Annotated in this window: 11 protein-coding genes; 1 reads left to right on the top strand and 10 read right to left on the bottom strand. The window is 34.6% G+C overall.

Going from position 1 to position 16,703, the window contains the following annotated elements; genetic code table 11:
- Positions 1-148 precede the first annotated feature (148 nt).
- Complete coding sequence (locus PL77_RS13935; RefSeq protein ID WP_044206339.1) at positions 149-1,402, bottom strand: NAD(P)/FAD-dependent oxidoreductase; 1,254 nt, start codon at positions 1,400-1,402, stop codon at positions 149-151.
- Between the two features lie 210 nt (positions 1,403-1,612).
- Between PL77_RS13935 and PL77_RS30570 the strand changes: the two genes are divergently transcribed.
- Positions 1,613-2,359, top strand: a complete 747-nt coding sequence (locus tag PL77_RS30570; RefSeq protein WP_052444406.1) for an STAS/SEC14 domain-containing protein — start codon at positions 1,613-1,615, stop codon at positions 2,357-2,359.
- Between the two features lie 273 nt (positions 2,360-2,632).
- Here PL77_RS30570 and PL77_RS13925 read toward each other — a convergent pair whose 3' ends face one another.
- From PL77_RS13925 to PL77_RS13885, 9 genes are all read right to left on the bottom strand, one after another.
- Positions 2,633-4,030, bottom strand: a complete 1,398-nt coding sequence (locus PL77_RS13925; protein WP_044206336.1) for a TolC family protein — start codon at positions 4,028-4,030, stop codon at positions 2,633-2,635.
- Positions 4,017-7,172: an efflux RND transporter permease subunit gene (locus tag PL77_RS13920; RefSeq protein ID WP_044206333.1), complete on the bottom strand. Its 3,156-nt coding sequence runs from the start codon at positions 7,170-7,172 to the stop codon at positions 4,017-4,019. The genes PL77_RS13925 and PL77_RS13920 overlap by 14 nt, the downstream gene beginning before the upstream one ends.
- A gap of 16 nt (positions 7,173-7,188) precedes the next feature.
- Positions 7,189-8,301: an efflux RND transporter periplasmic adaptor subunit gene (locus PL77_RS13915; protein ID WP_044206329.1), complete on the bottom strand. Its 1,113-nt coding sequence runs from the start codon at positions 8,299-8,301 to the stop codon at positions 7,189-7,191.
- A 375-nt stretch (positions 8,302-8,676) separates the two neighbouring features.
- On the bottom strand, positions 8,677-10,395 hold the full coding sequence (locus tag PL77_RS13910; RefSeq protein WP_044206326.1) for an AIPR family protein: 1,719 nt from the start codon (positions 10,393-10,395) through the stop codon (positions 8,677-8,679).
- Positions 10,396-10,503: 108 nt separating this feature from the next.
- A complete protein-coding gene (locus PL77_RS13905; protein ID WP_156152368.1) occupies positions 10,504-11,235 on the bottom strand; it encodes a hypothetical protein in 732 nt (243 codons plus the stop codon).
- A 293-nt stretch (positions 11,236-11,528) separates the two neighbouring features.
- Positions 11,529-11,750, bottom strand: a complete 222-nt coding sequence (locus tag PL77_RS13900) for a CPCC family cysteine-rich protein (RefSeq protein ID WP_052444404.1) — start codon at positions 11,748-11,750, stop codon at positions 11,529-11,531.
- Positions 11,751-11,792: 42 nt separating this feature from the next.
- The gene (locus PL77_RS13895; protein WP_044206321.1) at positions 11,793-13,205 is read right to left on the bottom strand and encodes a hypothetical protein; all 1,413 of its coding nucleotides are present in this window, start codon (positions 13,203-13,205) and stop codon (positions 11,793-11,795) included.
- 186 nt (positions 13,206-13,391) lie between these two features.
- Complete coding sequence (locus PL77_RS13890) at positions 13,392-14,840, bottom strand: hypothetical protein (protein WP_044206318.1); 1,449 nt, start codon at positions 14,838-14,840, stop codon at positions 13,392-13,394.
- Entirely contained in the window at positions 14,833-16,416 is a 1,584-nt protein-coding gene (locus tag PL77_RS13885) for a hypothetical protein (protein WP_156152367.1), read from the bottom strand. Before PL77_RS13885 ends, PL77_RS13890 begins: the two co-directional genes overlap by 8 nt.
- Between the last annotated feature and the right edge of the window lie 287 nt (positions 16,417-16,703).

The following is a 16,703-nucleotide window of genomic DNA, read 5'->3' as shown; positions in this document are numbered from 1 at the left end:
CAAACGAATTGGGTAGAAAGCTAAAAAACTTATTGGTGCGAATGTTAAGCGTTAGCGTCATTCGTATCCTACAGATCAGCCGAAAACTTATTTTACAATGTACTTATAATGTTTTTACACACAAATATCAGATGTGATTAAACAAAAATCATACACTCTTTAAGTCAGGGAAATAATTATCGGCCAATTCTTCCGCTGTTTCCATCGCTCCATGTACTGTTGCACTGTGTCCATTTGTTCTACAAGCCTCTCCAATAAAGAATAATCTATTTTCTATCGGCTGCTTAAGATTTTCTCTTCCTTCTAAGGTTCCTTTTGTTGAATAAGAATAAGTTCCTTTTATAAATGGATCTTTGGTCCAGTCTTTTCCATGGTGACTCATGTACAATGACATCACCTCTATATCAGGATAGATTTCTTGTAAGTCATTTAATAAAACTTCCGCCAACTCATCATCTTCCAACTGATCCAATTCTTTTGATGCTTCGCCCATTAAATAGGCCACAATATGCTTGGGGTGAGAAGGACGTACTAGATAACTTGGGCACTTTTTGCCGCCTATAATTTCCACTAAATCTTCATCCCAGAAAGTCTCCGAAAATTCAATAAATAATTTACGCCCTTTTCCAAAACCAATATCTTCGATCGCTTTTTGTTTTTCCGCTGGAAGAGAAGGAGTGAAGTTTATTTTTTGCTCTTTTAAAACACCTAAAGGTACGCTGACAATTACTTTATCAAATGGGAGTGTCTCTCCTTTGTGCGTAAGAATCGAAATTTGCTCCCCTTCATAATTGACATCTACAATCGGGGTATTCAACTGGATTTTATCTTTTAATTTATCTTCAAAATAAGTCACTGCCGAGCTGTATCTGCCCCAACTAAAATAGTTTTTGTCACCCGATGACCAACGCCACTCTTCTTCCCCTAAGGTAGAGGCATGCACTTTTTCTACGTGAGCACTGTATTCGCTCAATATCCCTCTGATGATAAATTTTAGGTTGGGGTGATAGAGTCCTTTTTCTTTCAACGAATCTAGCACTGACCCATCATAATCTTCCTCTTCAATCGAATAAAAGTAATTTAATAATTTCTGTACTGTATCAGGCAAGTGTTCGGTGGCATCTAGGTCCGCTAATTTTTGATCATACCATATATATTCATTTCCGACTATCGGCTCTAACTTTTGATCCAGATGTTTCAACATTTCAAAAATGACACTTCTATTTCCGTGTATCTCAGCAGCGCCCATTTCTAAAAATAAATGTTCATGTATTGTTTGAGTGGCGATCCTGCCTCCTACTCTATTCGAAGCTTCAAAAAGTGAAACATCATAACCTAACTCCGTTAAAATGTGTCCGGCGTACAAGCCTGATATTCCTGCTCCAATTACTGCTACTTTCATAAGATTTATTTGGTTTTCTTCTACATCGAAAATACTCAAATCACTACTATATAAAAAGTGATTTTCATCGTAGTGTTATCAAAAAGAAATCACGAAATATCAATTTCTGGCTTTTTATGCCTCTGCTAGAAATTATTCGGTGATTATTACTAATTTAAACGTAACAATTCAGAAATGAGGGCGTATTAAAAACCCAAAAAAGAAAAAATTATGATAAAAATTAATTCAACATTAGGCTCCAATGTCATCGGCTTCACAATTAATGGTAAAATTGATGAGGAAGGACTTCAAGAGTTTTTCAAGGCAATAGAAGAAAAAACAAATGAAAATGGGAAAATAAAACTGCTCGGTGAAATTGAAGCCATCGGAGGAGTTGAAGATTTCAAAGCATTCATTGATTTATTAAAAACAAAAGCGAAAACCATTAAAGCACTGGAAAAATATGCTTTTGTAAGTGATACGGAATGGATGCAAAAAATATCGGGTGTTGTAGACTTTATGATTCCTAATATACCAATCAAGATGTTTAAAACGGAAGAGCGTGATGATGCTTTGGTGTGGTTATTACAGAAAGAAGAAGCTTTTGTTCCTGGGATTCATAAAATAGAAGTGGAAGACAATGACAACTTCCTAGCCTACCGTTTTACGGGTAAAATTAATCCTCAGGAGTATGTGGGGCTTGACAGTGAGTTTTCATCTCAAATCAACGCTGGCAAACCTTTAAACCTTTATATGGAATTTGCAGGTTTTGAAGGTTACAGCAATATCTTAGCAATGTGGGACGACTTTAAAACGGGCATTAAATATTACTCTGATATCAAAAAAGTAGCGATTGTAAACAGTGGGGAATGGATGGACTTTTTGGTGAAAATCGGTGATATTTTTACGCCTGGCATCAATATGGAACACTTTGAAGTGGCCGATAAAGAAAGGGCTAAAACTTGGTTGAATCGATAAAAAATAGAAAAGCACTGGTCCTTCAACCAGTGCTTTTTTATGCCAGTGGGCACAGAAGTTTAATATTGGAAACTAGATTTTTATTATCAAAAATGGACATTTTTTGTGGTTCGCGAGGACGTTTTAATAAAACGCTCCTACAATAACTGCAACTTAAAGATTCTGTTACAAAACCCACTAGCGCGAATGTTAAGCGATAGCATCATTCGTGCTTTAAAAATCATCAGAAATCTCCTGATTTCTAAACATCATAGACACTCGAATAAAACACTTTTAGCTCCACCCTCCACCTAACGCATTGTAAAGGCGAATCAGTTCGTTGATTTTCTCTAATTTATTATTAACTAAAACAAGCTCTGCTTGAAGGAGGTTTTGACGAGCAGTGATCACCTCCAAGTAGTTGGCCGATCCTGAAACTAAAAGGTCTTGAGAATATTCCACCGCTAAACGATACGCTTCACACTCTGCCTCTTGGTTAAAGATGACTTGCTCTTGCTTATCAATAATCAAAACAGAATTTGACACCTCTTGCCCTGCCAAAAGAATTTGCTTTTGGAAGTTCAATAATGCGATTTTCTCTTCACTTTGAGTGACTTCGTATTGTGTTTTTATCTGACGTTGGTTCCAGATCGGTTGTGTTGCCGAACCTAACACATTAAACAAGAAAGAAGAGGGATTAAACCAATCTTGTACTTGAATACTTTGAAGTCCCGCCGAGGCAGAAATCCTTAAAGAGGGATAGAAATTCGCCTTTGCAATATTTACGTTTTCGAAAGTCCTGATCAAGTTGTACTCTGCCGCTTTTACATCCGGTCGGTTTTCTAACAATTGCATTGGTAATCCAACATCCAATTTGAAATCAAAACGATCACTGAATACCGAATCTCTTTCAATCGCATGGTTATTTTCTCCCATAAGGAAAGAAATGGCATTTTCTGAAATCTCAATATTCTTTTCTGCCTCTACTAAAAGCACCTTGGAATTGTAAAGTAAGGCTTCCGATTGCTTTACGGCCACCAAAGTCAGTTCTCCGGCTTTATAAAGTGCTTCCGTTACTTCAAGGCTTTCCTCTCTTGACTTGATGGTTTTCAATAAAATCTCTCTTTGTTTATCAAAACCAATCAAGCGATAGTAATTGAACGCAACTTGACTTACCAAATCGGAAACAATGGCTTTCTTTACCTCTTCTTGTGTCAATAAATTCATTCTTGAAGCTTCCGTTGTGGCTTTCAATTTACCCCAAATGTCCGCTTCCCATGACATATCCACACCTACATTGTATTGCTGTTGATTACCAAAAGCATTTCCAATCGGTGTATTGGCTGAGTTTTGCGTATAACCCGCCGATACATTTCCGTTGATTGTAGGCTGATTGACACTCTTTCCTTGCTTGAATAACGACTTCGCAATCTCTACATTTTCTAATGCAATTCTTACATCGTAATTATTAGAAACAGCCCTATTGATATAATCAGTCAACAAACTGTCTTTGAAAAAGTCGGACCAAATGATCTGACCAAAATTCTGATCTTGATCTACATTTTCATTACTTATTCTATAAAGTTTGTCGTTGTCTATCTCTACTGTTCTTGTGTAGTCTTTACGGATCAAACAAGAAGACATAAGCATACTTAAGAGTACACTTGTCAGAATTATTTTAGTATACTGCATGTTCTAGTTCTTCTTTTTCAGGTTTTTGAGGAGTGTGCTTAGAGGATAGTTTTTCATGAATACCCTGGAACACTACAAATAATACTGGGATAAAAATTAACCCTAATAAAGTTCCGACCAACATTCCTGCTACGGCACCTGTACCAATTGATCGGTTACCTGCTGCACCTACACCAGTGGCTAATACCAGTGGCATCAAACCTAGAATAAAGGCAAATGAGGTCATCAAAATAGGACGAATACGCTCTCTTGCTCCTTCAATGGCCGCGTCATAAAGTGAATAGCCCTCGTTCCTTCTTTGCAGGGCAAACTCAATGATCAGAATGGCATTTTTCGCCAATAAACCTACCAACATAATCATGGCTACTTGGAAGTAAATGTTGTTTTCTAACCCTGCCCAGTTGGTAAAACTGTACGCTCCAAATACACCAAACGGTAAGGAGAACAATACGGCAAATGGAAGTACATAACTTTCGTATTGCGCCGCCAAGAAAAGATAAGTAAACAATATACTGAGCATAAAAATGTAGACCGATTGTCCGGAAGAACTGATCTCCTCTCTTGTCAAACCAGAGTAGGCAACCTCATAATTCAATGGCAATGTTTCTGCTGCAATTCTGTTGATCTCTGCGATAGCTTCACCCGAACTATGGCCAGGCATTACACCACCGTTGACTGAAACGGCATTGTACAGGTTGAAACGTTTGATGGATTGTGGTCCGTACGTTCTTGAGAGTTTGACAAATTCAGAGATCTGTACCATTGTCCCTTCACTGTTTCTTACAAACATATTGTCCAGGCTTCCTTCATTTTTACGGTCATCGGGCTTGGTCTGCATATTGACACGAAGTTGCTTACCAAACCTTGTAAAATCGGCTACGTAATATCCACCAATAAAACCTTGCATTGATTTGAAGATATCTCCTACCAATACTTTAGATTCTTTCGCTTTAGCTACATCAATTTCCATTTCTAATTGAGGAAAATCAACGTTAAATGAATTGGAAGCAAAAGCAATAACGTCTGACTTTTGAATTTCTGAAGTAAACTTCTTCGCCACTTCATCCAATCCTGACAACTGACCAGAAGCCTTGTCTAAAATCTGGAATTCAAAACCATCTGAACTACCAAAACCTGGAATACTTGGCGGTACAAAGAAAATCGTTTTGGAAGTTTTGATATGTGCAGTTCTACGTTTCAACTCTGCAATAATTCCCTTGATACTGGTCTCTGGAGTGGTTCTTTGATCGTAATCTTTCAAAAGCACGAAACCAGTGGCATAGGAACTACCTGCTCCTGAGAAGAAGTTGGAACCCGAACGCATAGAGATGGAATGCACCCCTTCTGTTCCTTTCATTGCTGCCAACATTTCCTCCGTCATCGCAAAAGTTCTGTCCATAGAAGAACCAATTGGCAACTCCATGTTGATGAAAATTACCCCTCTATCTTCTGAAGGTACAAAACCGGAAGGAGTGTTTGCATCGAAATAATAAATCCCTCCAAAACTGAAGATTAACGCCACCAACGTGAGCCATTTATGCTTTAAGAATACTTGTAATGTTCTTGTATATTTTTTTACACCTACATTGAACGCTAAGTTGAAAGCCTCATAAAATTTATCCATAAACGATCTCTTCTCCTCTCCTTCGTGTGATTTCAAAAAGAGTACACAAAGTGCAGGACTTAAGGTCAAGGCATTGACTGCTGAAATCAAGATGGAGATAATTAGGGTGACCCCAAATTGTTCGTAGAATACCCCTGATGGTCCCTTGATAAAAGTAATCGGTACGAATACGGCAGCCATTACAAGTGTAACTGAGATGATGGCTCCCGAAATTTCACTCATGGCCTTACTTGTCGCCTTGTGGGAATCTTTTTCACCACCATCCATTTTGGCATGGACCGCTTCTACTACTACAATGGCATCATCCACCACAATACCAATGGCCAATACTAATGCAAAAAGCGTCAGTAGATTCAATGAATATCCTAAAACACCTAAGAAAAAGAATGTACCGATAATCGCCACCGGTACGGCAATCGCAGGAATTAAAGTAGACTTAAAGTCTTGTAGGAAGATCAACACCACTAAAAACACAAGGATAAAGGCTTCTATCAACGTCATCTGTACTTTGTCCATCGAAGCCGTCAAGAACTTGTTCGTGTCATAATTGATCACATATTTTATCCCGTCAGGAAATGTCTTTTCTAACCTTTGAAGTTCAACATGCAAGTTTTCAATCACCTCTTGTGCATTGGAACCTGGTGTTTGGAAAATACCAAAACTCACACTTGGGTGGCCCAAAGTAATCGATTTTGTATCATAAGAAAATGCATCCAACTCCACCTCTGCAACGTCTTTTAGACGTAGGAAACGACCATTTCCTTCCGAACGGATAATGATATCTTTATACTCTTCTGGCGTTTTATAACGGCCTTTGTATTTAATCACAAACTCAAAAGGCGAACCTGAGTTTTGTCCTAATGCCCCTGCCGCTGCTTCTAAACTTTGCTCATTGATGGCATTTTGAACGTCCGTGGTCGTCACGGAGTACGTAGACATTTTTGCTGGGTCAAGCCAAATTCTCATCGAATAGTCTCGCATACCAAATACACTGACCGACGCTACACCTTTTACCCTTTGTATTTCAGGTTTCAGCTGAATATTAAAATAGTTGGAAACAAAAGTTTCATCGTAATCTTTATTTTCTGAATAAACCGCTGCATAAATCAGGGCTGAGTTTTCCTTTTTTTCCGTAATCACACCACTACGGATTACCTCTGCAGGTAATTTTGAATTGGCCCTAGCGACCCTGTTTTGAACGTTCACGGCCGCTACATCAGGGTCAACACCTTGCTCAAAGAAAACTGTAATAGCAGCTGCACCGTCATTGGATGCACTGGAAGTCATGTAGGTCATCCCTTCTACACCATTGATTTGCTCCTCGATAGGCACAATCACACTTTCAAGAATGGTTTGAGCACTTGCTCCCGGATAGCTGGCGGTCACCGCAACAGTGGGCGGTGCAATGTTGGGGTATTGAGATACTGGCAAGTCCATATAACCTAATATTCCCAACAATGTAATCACAATTGAGATTACTGTTGACAATACAGGTCTGTCAATAAATTTTTGTAACATGAAATTAGGGTTAATCTTATTTGAATGTCGCTTGGTAAGTTTCTAACACTTCATCAACAGTCGTTGGTTTCGATACGATTTTCTGTCCTGAACGCACAATGTTTACGCCCTCAGCAAGAATCTTATCACCTTTCTTGATGCCTTCATCAATCACCAATAAACGATCTGTTTTGATGGTTGAAGTCACTCTCTTTGTGTACAACGAATCACTTTCCGACACTCTGTACACAATGGTCTGTCCTTGTTGCTCAAACGTAGATTGGTAAGGAATCACCAATGCATCATTGACCTTGTTTTTCACCATCACACGGGCACTACTCCCATCTCTTAAGATACCTTCATGGTTCGGGAATTTTGCTCTAAATGATACAGAACCGGTCTCTTGGTTGATACTACCCGAAATCGTTACGATTCGACCTTCATTGGCATACATAGAACCGTCTGCCAGTTTGAGTTGTACCGGAGGCAAATTCTTGATTTTCTCTTCCATGTCTTTCCCTTTCACATCTTTGGTGAAGGAAAGGAAATCTCTCTCGTTCATGGAGAAATAGGCAAACACATTTTCAATGTCTGACACCTCTGTCAACGACGCCGTGTTAGGACCTACCAACGTTCCCTGACGGAAATTAATAGAACCGACCACACCATTCACTGGACTTGTGATTGTCGCATAACTGATGTTGGCATAGATCGTATTCAAGTTACTCTTCATCTCTGCCAATCTTGCCTCAGCAGTTTTCAATTGAATTTCCGAGATTACTTTCTTTTCTACTAACGGGCGTAAACGATCTACTTCTACCTCTGCCACTTCTACTTGAGCCTTGGCCGTTTCCACCTGTTCGCTCAGAGAAGCTGTTTCAATATGAAATAATTTCTGGCCTTTCTTTACTTTTTGGCCTTCGTCTACATACACCGCATCGATGTAACCACTGATTTTAGCACGTACTTCACTACTGACCTCTCCCTTCACACTTGCAGGGTAGGATTTTTCATAAGAAACATCTCTTATCTCCGCCTCTACGACTTTATAAGGATGTATCGTTTTTTTGTTTGTAGTCTGTTCATCTTTTTTATTACACGATAGTACAAGAAGTGATAATAAAAGAATTAAGCTTTTGTTGTTGGACATTATTATCCTGTTTGTTAGGGTTGATAATTAAGTTGTTGCAAAGGTCAACCTTTTAATTTAATTGTTTAAACGATAGTTGACTCATTCGTATTTATTAAGAATTAAGAGATGGGAAAGTGGGGTGTTTGTTTCGTTGCTATCAAAATTATCAACTAAAGTGCTGTAGGGATGTTATATTGCAACGTCCTTGTAAACCACAAGATTCCAACACCATAGTTTCGGGATCGATATATTTTCTCTTGAAAAAGAGAATAGGTTTGTCAATTCTTTTACAAGGTACGAAAAAGACTATTATATATTCGAAACAAAAAACTCAAGCCTCATAAAACGAAAGGCTTGGACTTTTTATTTATTACAAAAGTAATTCTTTATGATTCATAATTGTTTTTCTTTTTTCAAATAGTCGATTAGAATTTTAGTTTTAGATACAAGTTTCACATCTTGTTTATCAGTTTTATCAAAATCAGAGTTATCAATCACTTCTATACATTTATTAAATGCTTCGGTAGTTTTCATATCATCGTTTAATATAACCAAAAGGTCATTACAATACCTGTCTATTTTTTTACTATTAAAAAGAGGAAGATCATCTTTACCATGAATGATCCTAAAAAGCATTAATATATGAAACTTCACTTTTCGATAGGAAGTGTCAATACTTCCCCTTCTAAAAAAAGACTCTAGTTTATAATAAGCAAATGCACTTGTATAGTACGGAGAATACAGATGGTCAGGACTAAATATTTGCATCTTACCTTCATTTAACCTTCTGACAATGAGTCCAAAAAAACTCGTTACATTATGTGGTTCATTAAGGAACATTCCCGCAAATGATTTTATTTGATATGGTACAGTTATAATTCTAGATTTCAACACATTATTATCAGAATTATATTGTTTTGACCTTCTTTCGTAATATAATCTAGAGTCACCAGAATATGAATTGTAATACTGTTCAAGACTCCTTTGAAACCGAGTTAATGAAGCAAGTTGTTCTTTTTTAATTGGAGTTTGGTTATTTGTAGCTAAAGTAATTCTAGTTTTTACATCATCATCAGTAGTTGCAATTAACTTAATTGGAATATTTACTTTATTAATGTTTTTTGATTGTCTGTTATTATATAAAACGTTACTTGTCTGACAACCATTAACAATTTGATAATCTGTAATAGTAAATTGATTTCCTGTTGGTGAAATAGAACTCGCCACAATAGTTACTCCGTTATTTAATACACTAAATATTTCTGAATCACTACTATTTAGTGTTGTAGAAATCCCTCCATTTACATCATTGTTTTCTCCTTGGAAATCTCTTACGTTATCTTCGAAAACACTAAGTAAACTTCCTTCATCATCTGATACTATTTTGATAAATTCTTCATATGGCAATAAACCTATATATGCTTGTGAAATTCCATTAATCTCTGGCATTGTTATTCTATTATTGAAGCTAATAGTTGTATTAACAGATTCTTTAGTTTTTCTGTATGCTGTTGATAGTTCTCTCGCTCCAAAGGGAGTAAATAAAATTTTTCCAAATAAGTTTGTTTCTTCTAGAGATTCATTTCCGCTTTCAATTCTCCCCTTAAGATTTTCATCTTCAGTCCATTTACCTGTTGTTACATAAAATAATTTTAAAACTGGATTAGATTTAAATTTGGAAGCATTGTCATAAATATGGTTAGTAATTTCAACTAGTTTTTTAATACTTTCATTTCTTACAAGTTTAGGTTTTTTAGAAAAAAAGTCTAAAACTCCAAAAAAGAAAGTAGTTATATCACCACCAGAAAATTTGGGGGAAGTTTTAGCTTGTGTGAAAATAAATTCTACTTCTAAAAAGTTATTTTTTTCAATTAAATCATCTATTTCATCTTTTGATTCAATTAATTGACCATTAGTTATTATTGCCAATCCATCTATACCTGTATCATTACCTTCACCTATTGTTAAGTTTTCAATATCAAAGGTTTTGTTATACTCATTAGATACCACAGTATAATTTACAAGCTTTTCAAAATCCTTGGATTCACTTTTAGACTTTAACTCATGATTTGATAATAATTCTTTTATTAAGCTTTCTGTAATTCTATCCATGTTTTTATTGTTTACTAGTTTAATTACTGAACTGTGATCAGCAAGTTCGTCACGTTACCTTATAATTGTTTTTTTAGCTACAGTTACCCTCCATTTGTTTTAATCAATTCAGTTTGATAATCTAGCTTTATAAACATTGCTCTCTAGTTTTTTCAACCAATCTAAGCTATACTTAACTGGCCCCTTAATTCCTTTCATAGGTTTATCAGGTCTATCAGCAAGTACTCTAGGATTATTATCTAGCCTCTTTAGCATGACTTTGCACTTATTTAATTGTTCTTTAGATGGAATTGGTTTTACTCCATCACGTACAATCGAGATCAAGATCTTATGAATTGCACTTGTTAGCGTCCAAATTGTATTTAGCCTGTAACCACCTAAGTCTTCCTGTTTCGATAAATTATCTAAGATGTCAATTAAGTTTGGAAAAAGCGATACAGGCCTTTTTTCTCTGATTCCAACAGCAGCAGCATATAATTCTTCAGGAGTGGCTGACTCATTAAGATACTTACTCAAAAACTCTTCCTCATCAAGATTTCTCGCTTGAGCTTTAATTGACTGCCTTATTGATTTAAGATTACTTAGAGGTACATTGGCATCAAAACTATCTAGTAATTCTTCAAATTGCCTTTTTTCATTTTCAAGTTCTGTCTCTAATTCTATAATCATCTCATTGCCTTTTGCTATTTCTTTTTTCATCTCACTCAATTCAAGTTCAAAATCACCGATTTTAAACTTTGTTATTCTATTTATGAGATCAGGACGGAATAATAAATAAACAACAACTAAAAGCATGACTACTTCCCATAAAGATGTATTCTTCAGGATTTCTGACAACATTTCCATAACACATTAAATTGGTTTTCAATAATTTACAAATTACAACACCCGAAAATTCAGTGATTTTATAACACTATGGTGTATATCAATTAATAAAAATCCTTACACTACCACATCAAGTCTTTAGCTAAATTTCAAAAATAAGTTCGCTTGCTGTTTTAGTTTTTCGTAAGAGATGCTTGAATTTAAAAAAATATTAAATAACAAAAAACAAAACGATTTAAAAATTGTATTTCATTTTCAAACCTCATCTATATGAGCATATTTTATTTTACCTTCTGGATCAATATCTTTTAAAAAAGGTTTATCCATAGCACCAAATATTTTAATTTTTTTTGTGCTTCTTCTAATGTTATATGATTGGGGTCGTCTCCTCCATTCTCCCAAAAGCAAACTGGGCAAATATCATAAAAACCTTCTTCTCCAAATCCTATAGAATAGTATCTACAACAAGGACACAATCCCTTTCCTTCATTCTCACCTACAACTGAATATTTATTTTCTCTGTTATCCAATTGTAATTCTAAATATTCATTTGTAACACTATGCTTTTATAACTATTCTATTACTTTAAAAGCTTCTTCTTTTAAAATATCTTTAAGGCTTTCTGTTGTAACTTTATCATTTAAATCGGTTGCCTTCGCAAAGTTTCCAATCCTATTATTAAAATCTTCTTCTTTCAAATATATTTTCAAAATATCTTTAAGGCTTTCTGTTGTAACTTTATCATTTAAATCAGTTGCCTTCGCAAAGTTCCCAATCCTATTGTTAAAATCTTCTTCTTTCAAATATATTTTCAAAAAATCTTTAAGACCTTCTGTTGTAACTTTATCATTTAAATCGGTTGTCTTCGCAAAGTTCCCAATCCTATTATTAAAATCTTCTTCTTTCAAATATATTTTCAAAAAATCTTTAAGACCTTCTGTTGTAACTTTATCATTTAAATCGGTTGTCTTCGCAAAGTTCCCAATCCTATTATTAAAATCTTCTTCTTTCAAATATATTTTCAAAAAATCTTTAAGACCTTCTGTTGTAACTTTATCATTTAAATCGGTTGTCTTCGCAAAGTTCCCAATCCTATTATTAAAATCTTCTTCTTTCAAATATATTTTCAAAAAATCTTTAAGACCTTCTGTTGTAACTTTATCATTTAAATCGGTTGTCTTCGCAAAGTTCCCAATCCTATTATTAAAATCTTCTTCTTTCAAATATATTTTCAAAAAATCTTTAAGACCTTCTGTTGTAACTTTATCATTTAAATCGGTTGTCTTCGCAAAGTTCCCAATCCTATTATTAAAATCTTCTTCTTTCAAATATATTTTCAAAAAATCTTTAAGACCTTCTGTTGTAACTTTATCATTTAAATCGGTTGTCTTCGCAAAGTTCCCAATCCTATTATTAAAATCTTCTTCTTTCAAATATATTTTCAAAAAATCTTTAAGACCTTCTGTTGTGACTTTATCATTTAAATCGATTGTCTTCGCAAATGATTTAGCTTGTTGATTAAAACTACTTTCCTTAAGGTAAAGTTCTAAATTTGCTTCTAGGGCATAAGGTTTTAAATAACTTTCGATACTATGAATAGATATATAGCCATCCAAATCAGATTCTGTCACTATATTTTCATACTTTTCGATTTTTTTTAACAATACTTTAACGTCACCTTTCATTGACTCTATTTCTACCTGAGATTCAGTTATTTCAGTAGCACCTATTTTCGATATTTCTTCCCAGCCTTTTATTCCTGATACTGAAAGCAGCAAAGCAAAGATAGGGCCTACTATATAGATAACTTGAAGACTAGACTTCAAATTAACAATTTCTTCTGTTAATTTATCCGGTTGCAATTGAAGTACTTTTTCTCTATTTCTTTTTACCATTATATAATAAATAAATGTACTAGCAGTCAAACCACCTAAAATTGCAGACACTCCTAAAAAAAGTACAATTTGCCATATTGATAATACCATAGATACGAACAGTTTGTTTTAATTGATTAATGTAATATAACTAACAACCAAAAGAAGGGTTGTATTCAAACAAGTTTGTATAAGCCCAATAAGGAATTTGTAGGTTTTTATTTTCGGTTTGCAAAAACAAAATGACCTTTTGCTTTAGCCTTAAAACCTTATTGGACTTATACTATGTGTAGTGCACTAGTTATTATTGCCTCCAAGACTTTTAAATAACTGTCCTGCTACTCTTGTATCTATTACCACTCCAACGTAAAATCCTACTCCCCACTCTTGTTTTACATTAAGTTCAGGTAAATCAAAAATATCATTGCCAAAATCAAAATTTCTAGCTCCCGCCACGTAATTTCTTCTGCCGTAATGCAATCCATAGGAAAAAGTTCCACCACGAGCAAAATCGTGTGATAAACCTGCAAAGAAATTCTCTGCTGCCTTAGAATCTAATCTAGTACCTACTTGTATACCAAATCTTGATTTGTCAAAAACTCCGCCTTCTGGAGGAAATAAAAAGCTTCTGCCCCAAGGGTAAAAAGTTGCCATAATAGTCAACATCCCCCTGTCTCTAGGGTCGTCTGCTACAAGTGTGGTTTCTCCGTTCGCTTTGGTAAAAGTTTCTATATTTTGAGGGTTTCTCAAACTACTAAATAATAGACCAGTTGAAATAGAAACGTGATAGAGTTTGGCAACATCTATTTTATGATTTAGTAAAACTCTATCTTTTTTACCTGTCACTTTTTTCACTATCTTGATATCAAATTCATCTGTAAATGGTCCAATTACAGCAAACTCTATCTCCTTAATTACTGGTTCTGTATCATCATCTTCTGAATTCAATTCTGCAGTTTCTTCTTCTCCAGTGTTAAGAATGCTAAATTTAGGACTATATGCACCATCATAAGTAAATTCATACACGGCAAAATCACAGTAATTGGCCTCATATAGCAGGTGTACCTGATAGAGGTAACTTTCTTTAGCTGTGGTAGGTATTCCTGTTTTGATGAGATTCCCATTTTCATCTATATAAATATGTACAATATTATTTTCCAAAAATAGATTAGTCTTTTTGGAATGGTGTTTTTTGTAACCTGTTTTACTTGTAACATAATCCACCGCTTGCTTCTGTATTTCTACCGAAGTGAATGTTTTACAATCTCCACCACCTATGTCATCTTCATCTGAATTATTACCAACTTCATCTGAAATATTAATAACTAAATCAAAATAATCTTCAGTACTGCAAATTACAGGTTTATTTTGTCCTTGATACCTGACTTTTAATTTAATATTACTTCCTCCCTCATTCACCTCAACTCTATCTAATGATGTAAGATTGAAGATAAGTGCTCTATTACTAATTGAAAGATCTTGATTAGATAAGTTCAACAAATTATCTGAATCAGTAAAGTTTCCACCATCTAATACATAATCAGTAGCCCTATCTGAAGCGTGTAAATTAGTTAATTTAAGATATAATCCATCCTCCAGTTGGCTTCTTGATAAATTTGTTATAGCCCCATCTTGTTCTATTGCTATAGAAACATCAATGATTATAGTCTTGGAATCGATTGCTAATACATTTGATGAACCAAAACAAAATAGTCCAAAAATGATTGTAGTTAAAATGTTACGCATAATAAATTTTAATTCTGAAGTGAGTAATTATTTCTAGTATGGGTACGACATAAGAAGTTTTGCTATCAGAGGCGAATATGATACCGATTATTTTCCCCTTATCATCCACAACCATAGCACCTGAATCACCTTTTACAGAAATTTTTGTAACAGGAATGACATTTTTAAATCGTACTTTTTTACCATTTAACTTAATATTTGGGCTCGCTACTCTAGATATAACTGTACCGCTTATTGCTTTTTTAGTCCTTGCTCCATAAGTAAAAACCGTAGTTTCGTCTATTACTTCTTGATTAGTAATTAGACGTATACCATATTTGGGTATACCTAAAAAACCTTTTAAATGATTATCAACAGATACATTGCTATTGATTTCAGATAAGGCTGCATCTAACTTTGTGTTTAATTCACCTTCTACTACTTTAGCAATTTCAGTGGTATTCCCATTTATTTTAGCAACAATAGAACTATTAGAAGTAGATGTATATTTTTTTGTTCCATTGCTCAATTCGGAACTACAAAACACGTGATAACAACTCAATAAAAAATCAGTTTTAGAACCATCAGCATTATCGCGATAAACTTTTATTCCGAGCGTACCTTTCGCTGTTGTTCCTTGCCTCCATACGGCATCTCCTACTTGTATATCACTTGTATCAATACCTGCTCCGTCTTTCTCTACTACATCTGTAGGAATATTATAATTTTGATATGTTATGTATTTTGGAATAATTTGCGTGTCTAATTGGTTGGATTTACATGCTACAATAAACTGAATACAAGGAACTTTCTGTCTTAGTTCACCTTTTACTTTTAACGCTGCCAGAATATCTTCTGCACCATACATTTTCAACCACATTTCCTTATTTTCTATTAGAGCTTCATCAATTAAATTTAAAGTAACTACCTTTTCGTTCAAACTTGTAGTTTCATTCCCTGAAATAACGACTACATCGGTTGGTATACTATAATTTTTCGAATCAGCGGTGAAATAAACAAACACAGGTATAGCACTTTTAGTATTAACGTATGTTAACTTTGACTTGACTAAAAACTGTAAACAGTTGACATCAAACTGAGTATTGGCAGATTGTTTCTTCCCCAGTTTTACATCTTCAGATTGGTATTGTTGTTTCCATAATTCTTTGTTTTGAGCAATGGCTTTTAGGATTATTTCAGGTGGTACGTTTTGGTTTTCAGATTTAGAGTGATCACTTAAATCTTTTAGAGTGTCTTTAGCAATTTTACTACCTTGCTCAGTTGCTTTTATACCAAAATAGAATGAGGAAACGGCGATAACCAATGTTCCGAGAATAGTAAGAGTACTCTCTGCTAATTCAGCTTTTTCAAATGTACTATCGTTGTAAAAGAATAATGCAATGAGTATAAAAAATAGAATAAGTGAAATAGATAAAACTGCTCTAACTGAACCTTGTGGTAGCCCAAGAGCATAAGGGTCATCCTTTTTCGCTTTTTTCCCCGATGAGATAAGAAAACGTATTATGTTAATCCCCACAACTAGAACTCCTAAAATGAGGAGTATACTAATTATCATAGATCCATCAGATTTATCCATTCGATTAGTTTGTTTAATACTCGATAAACACCACATTAAGTTTATTTCAAAAAAGTAGCAGTGGCATATATCCATTAATAATAACCTCTTACTATTCTCTATTACACCAAGTAAGTATTTAGCTAATTTTCAAAGTAAGTTTGCTTGCTGCTTTTAGTTTTATTGTAAGAGATACCGCAATATAGACGATTTGTTAATAACATCAAATAAACTGAATATTAAATTTGTATTTCATTTTCAGTCTGTTAGCACAAAAAAAATCTAAGCCACGATTGGATACAGTTCTT

The organism is Flammeovirga sp. OC4, assembly GCF_000812565.1.
Taxonomy (GTDB): domain Bacteria; phylum Bacteroidota; class Bacteroidia; order Cytophagales; family Flammeovirgaceae; genus Flammeovirga.
Note: the sequence above shows the minus strand (reverse complement) of the source record. Positions and strands in the feature narration are given on the sequence as shown.

Bases quoted from the DNA above. Each gene is read 5' to 3' on its own strand.
- PL77_RS13920 (WP_044206333.1), bottom strand. From the start codon at position 7,172: ATGTTACAAAAATTTATTGACAGACCTGTATTGTCAACAGTAATCTCA.
- PL77_RS13890 (WP_044206318.1), bottom strand. From the start codon at position 14,840: ATGCGTAACATTTTAACTACAATCATTTTTGGACTATTTTGTTTTGGT.
- PL77_RS13935 (WP_044206339.1), bottom strand. From the start codon at position 1,402: ATGAAAGTAGCAGTAATTGGAGCAGGAATATCAGGCTTGTACGCCGGA.
- PL77_RS13885 (WP_156152367.1), bottom strand. From the start codon at position 16,416: ATGGATAAATCTGATGGATCTATGATAATTAGTATACTCCTCATTTTA.
- PL77_RS13925 (WP_044206336.1), bottom strand. From the start codon at position 4,030: ATGCAGTATACTAAAATAATTCTGACAAGTGTACTCTTAAGTATGCTT.
- PL77_RS13915 (WP_044206329.1), bottom strand. From the start codon at position 8,301: ATGTCCAACAACAAAAGCTTAATTCTTTTATTATCACTTCTTGTACTA.
- PL77_RS13905 (WP_156152368.1), bottom strand. From the start codon at position 11,235: ATGTTGTCAGAAATCCTGAAGAATACATCTTTATGGGAAGTAGTCATG.
- PL77_RS13910 (WP_044206326.1), bottom strand. From the start codon at position 10,395: ATGGATAGAATTACAGAAAGCTTAATAAAAGAATTATTATCAAATCAT.
- PL77_RS13895 (WP_044206321.1), bottom strand. From the start codon at position 13,205: ATGGTATTATCAATATGGCAAATTGTACTTTTTTTAGGAGTGTCTGCA.
- PL77_RS30570 (WP_052444406.1), top strand. From the start codon at position 1,613: ATGATAAAAATTAATTCAACATTAGGCTCCAATGTCATCGGCTTCACA.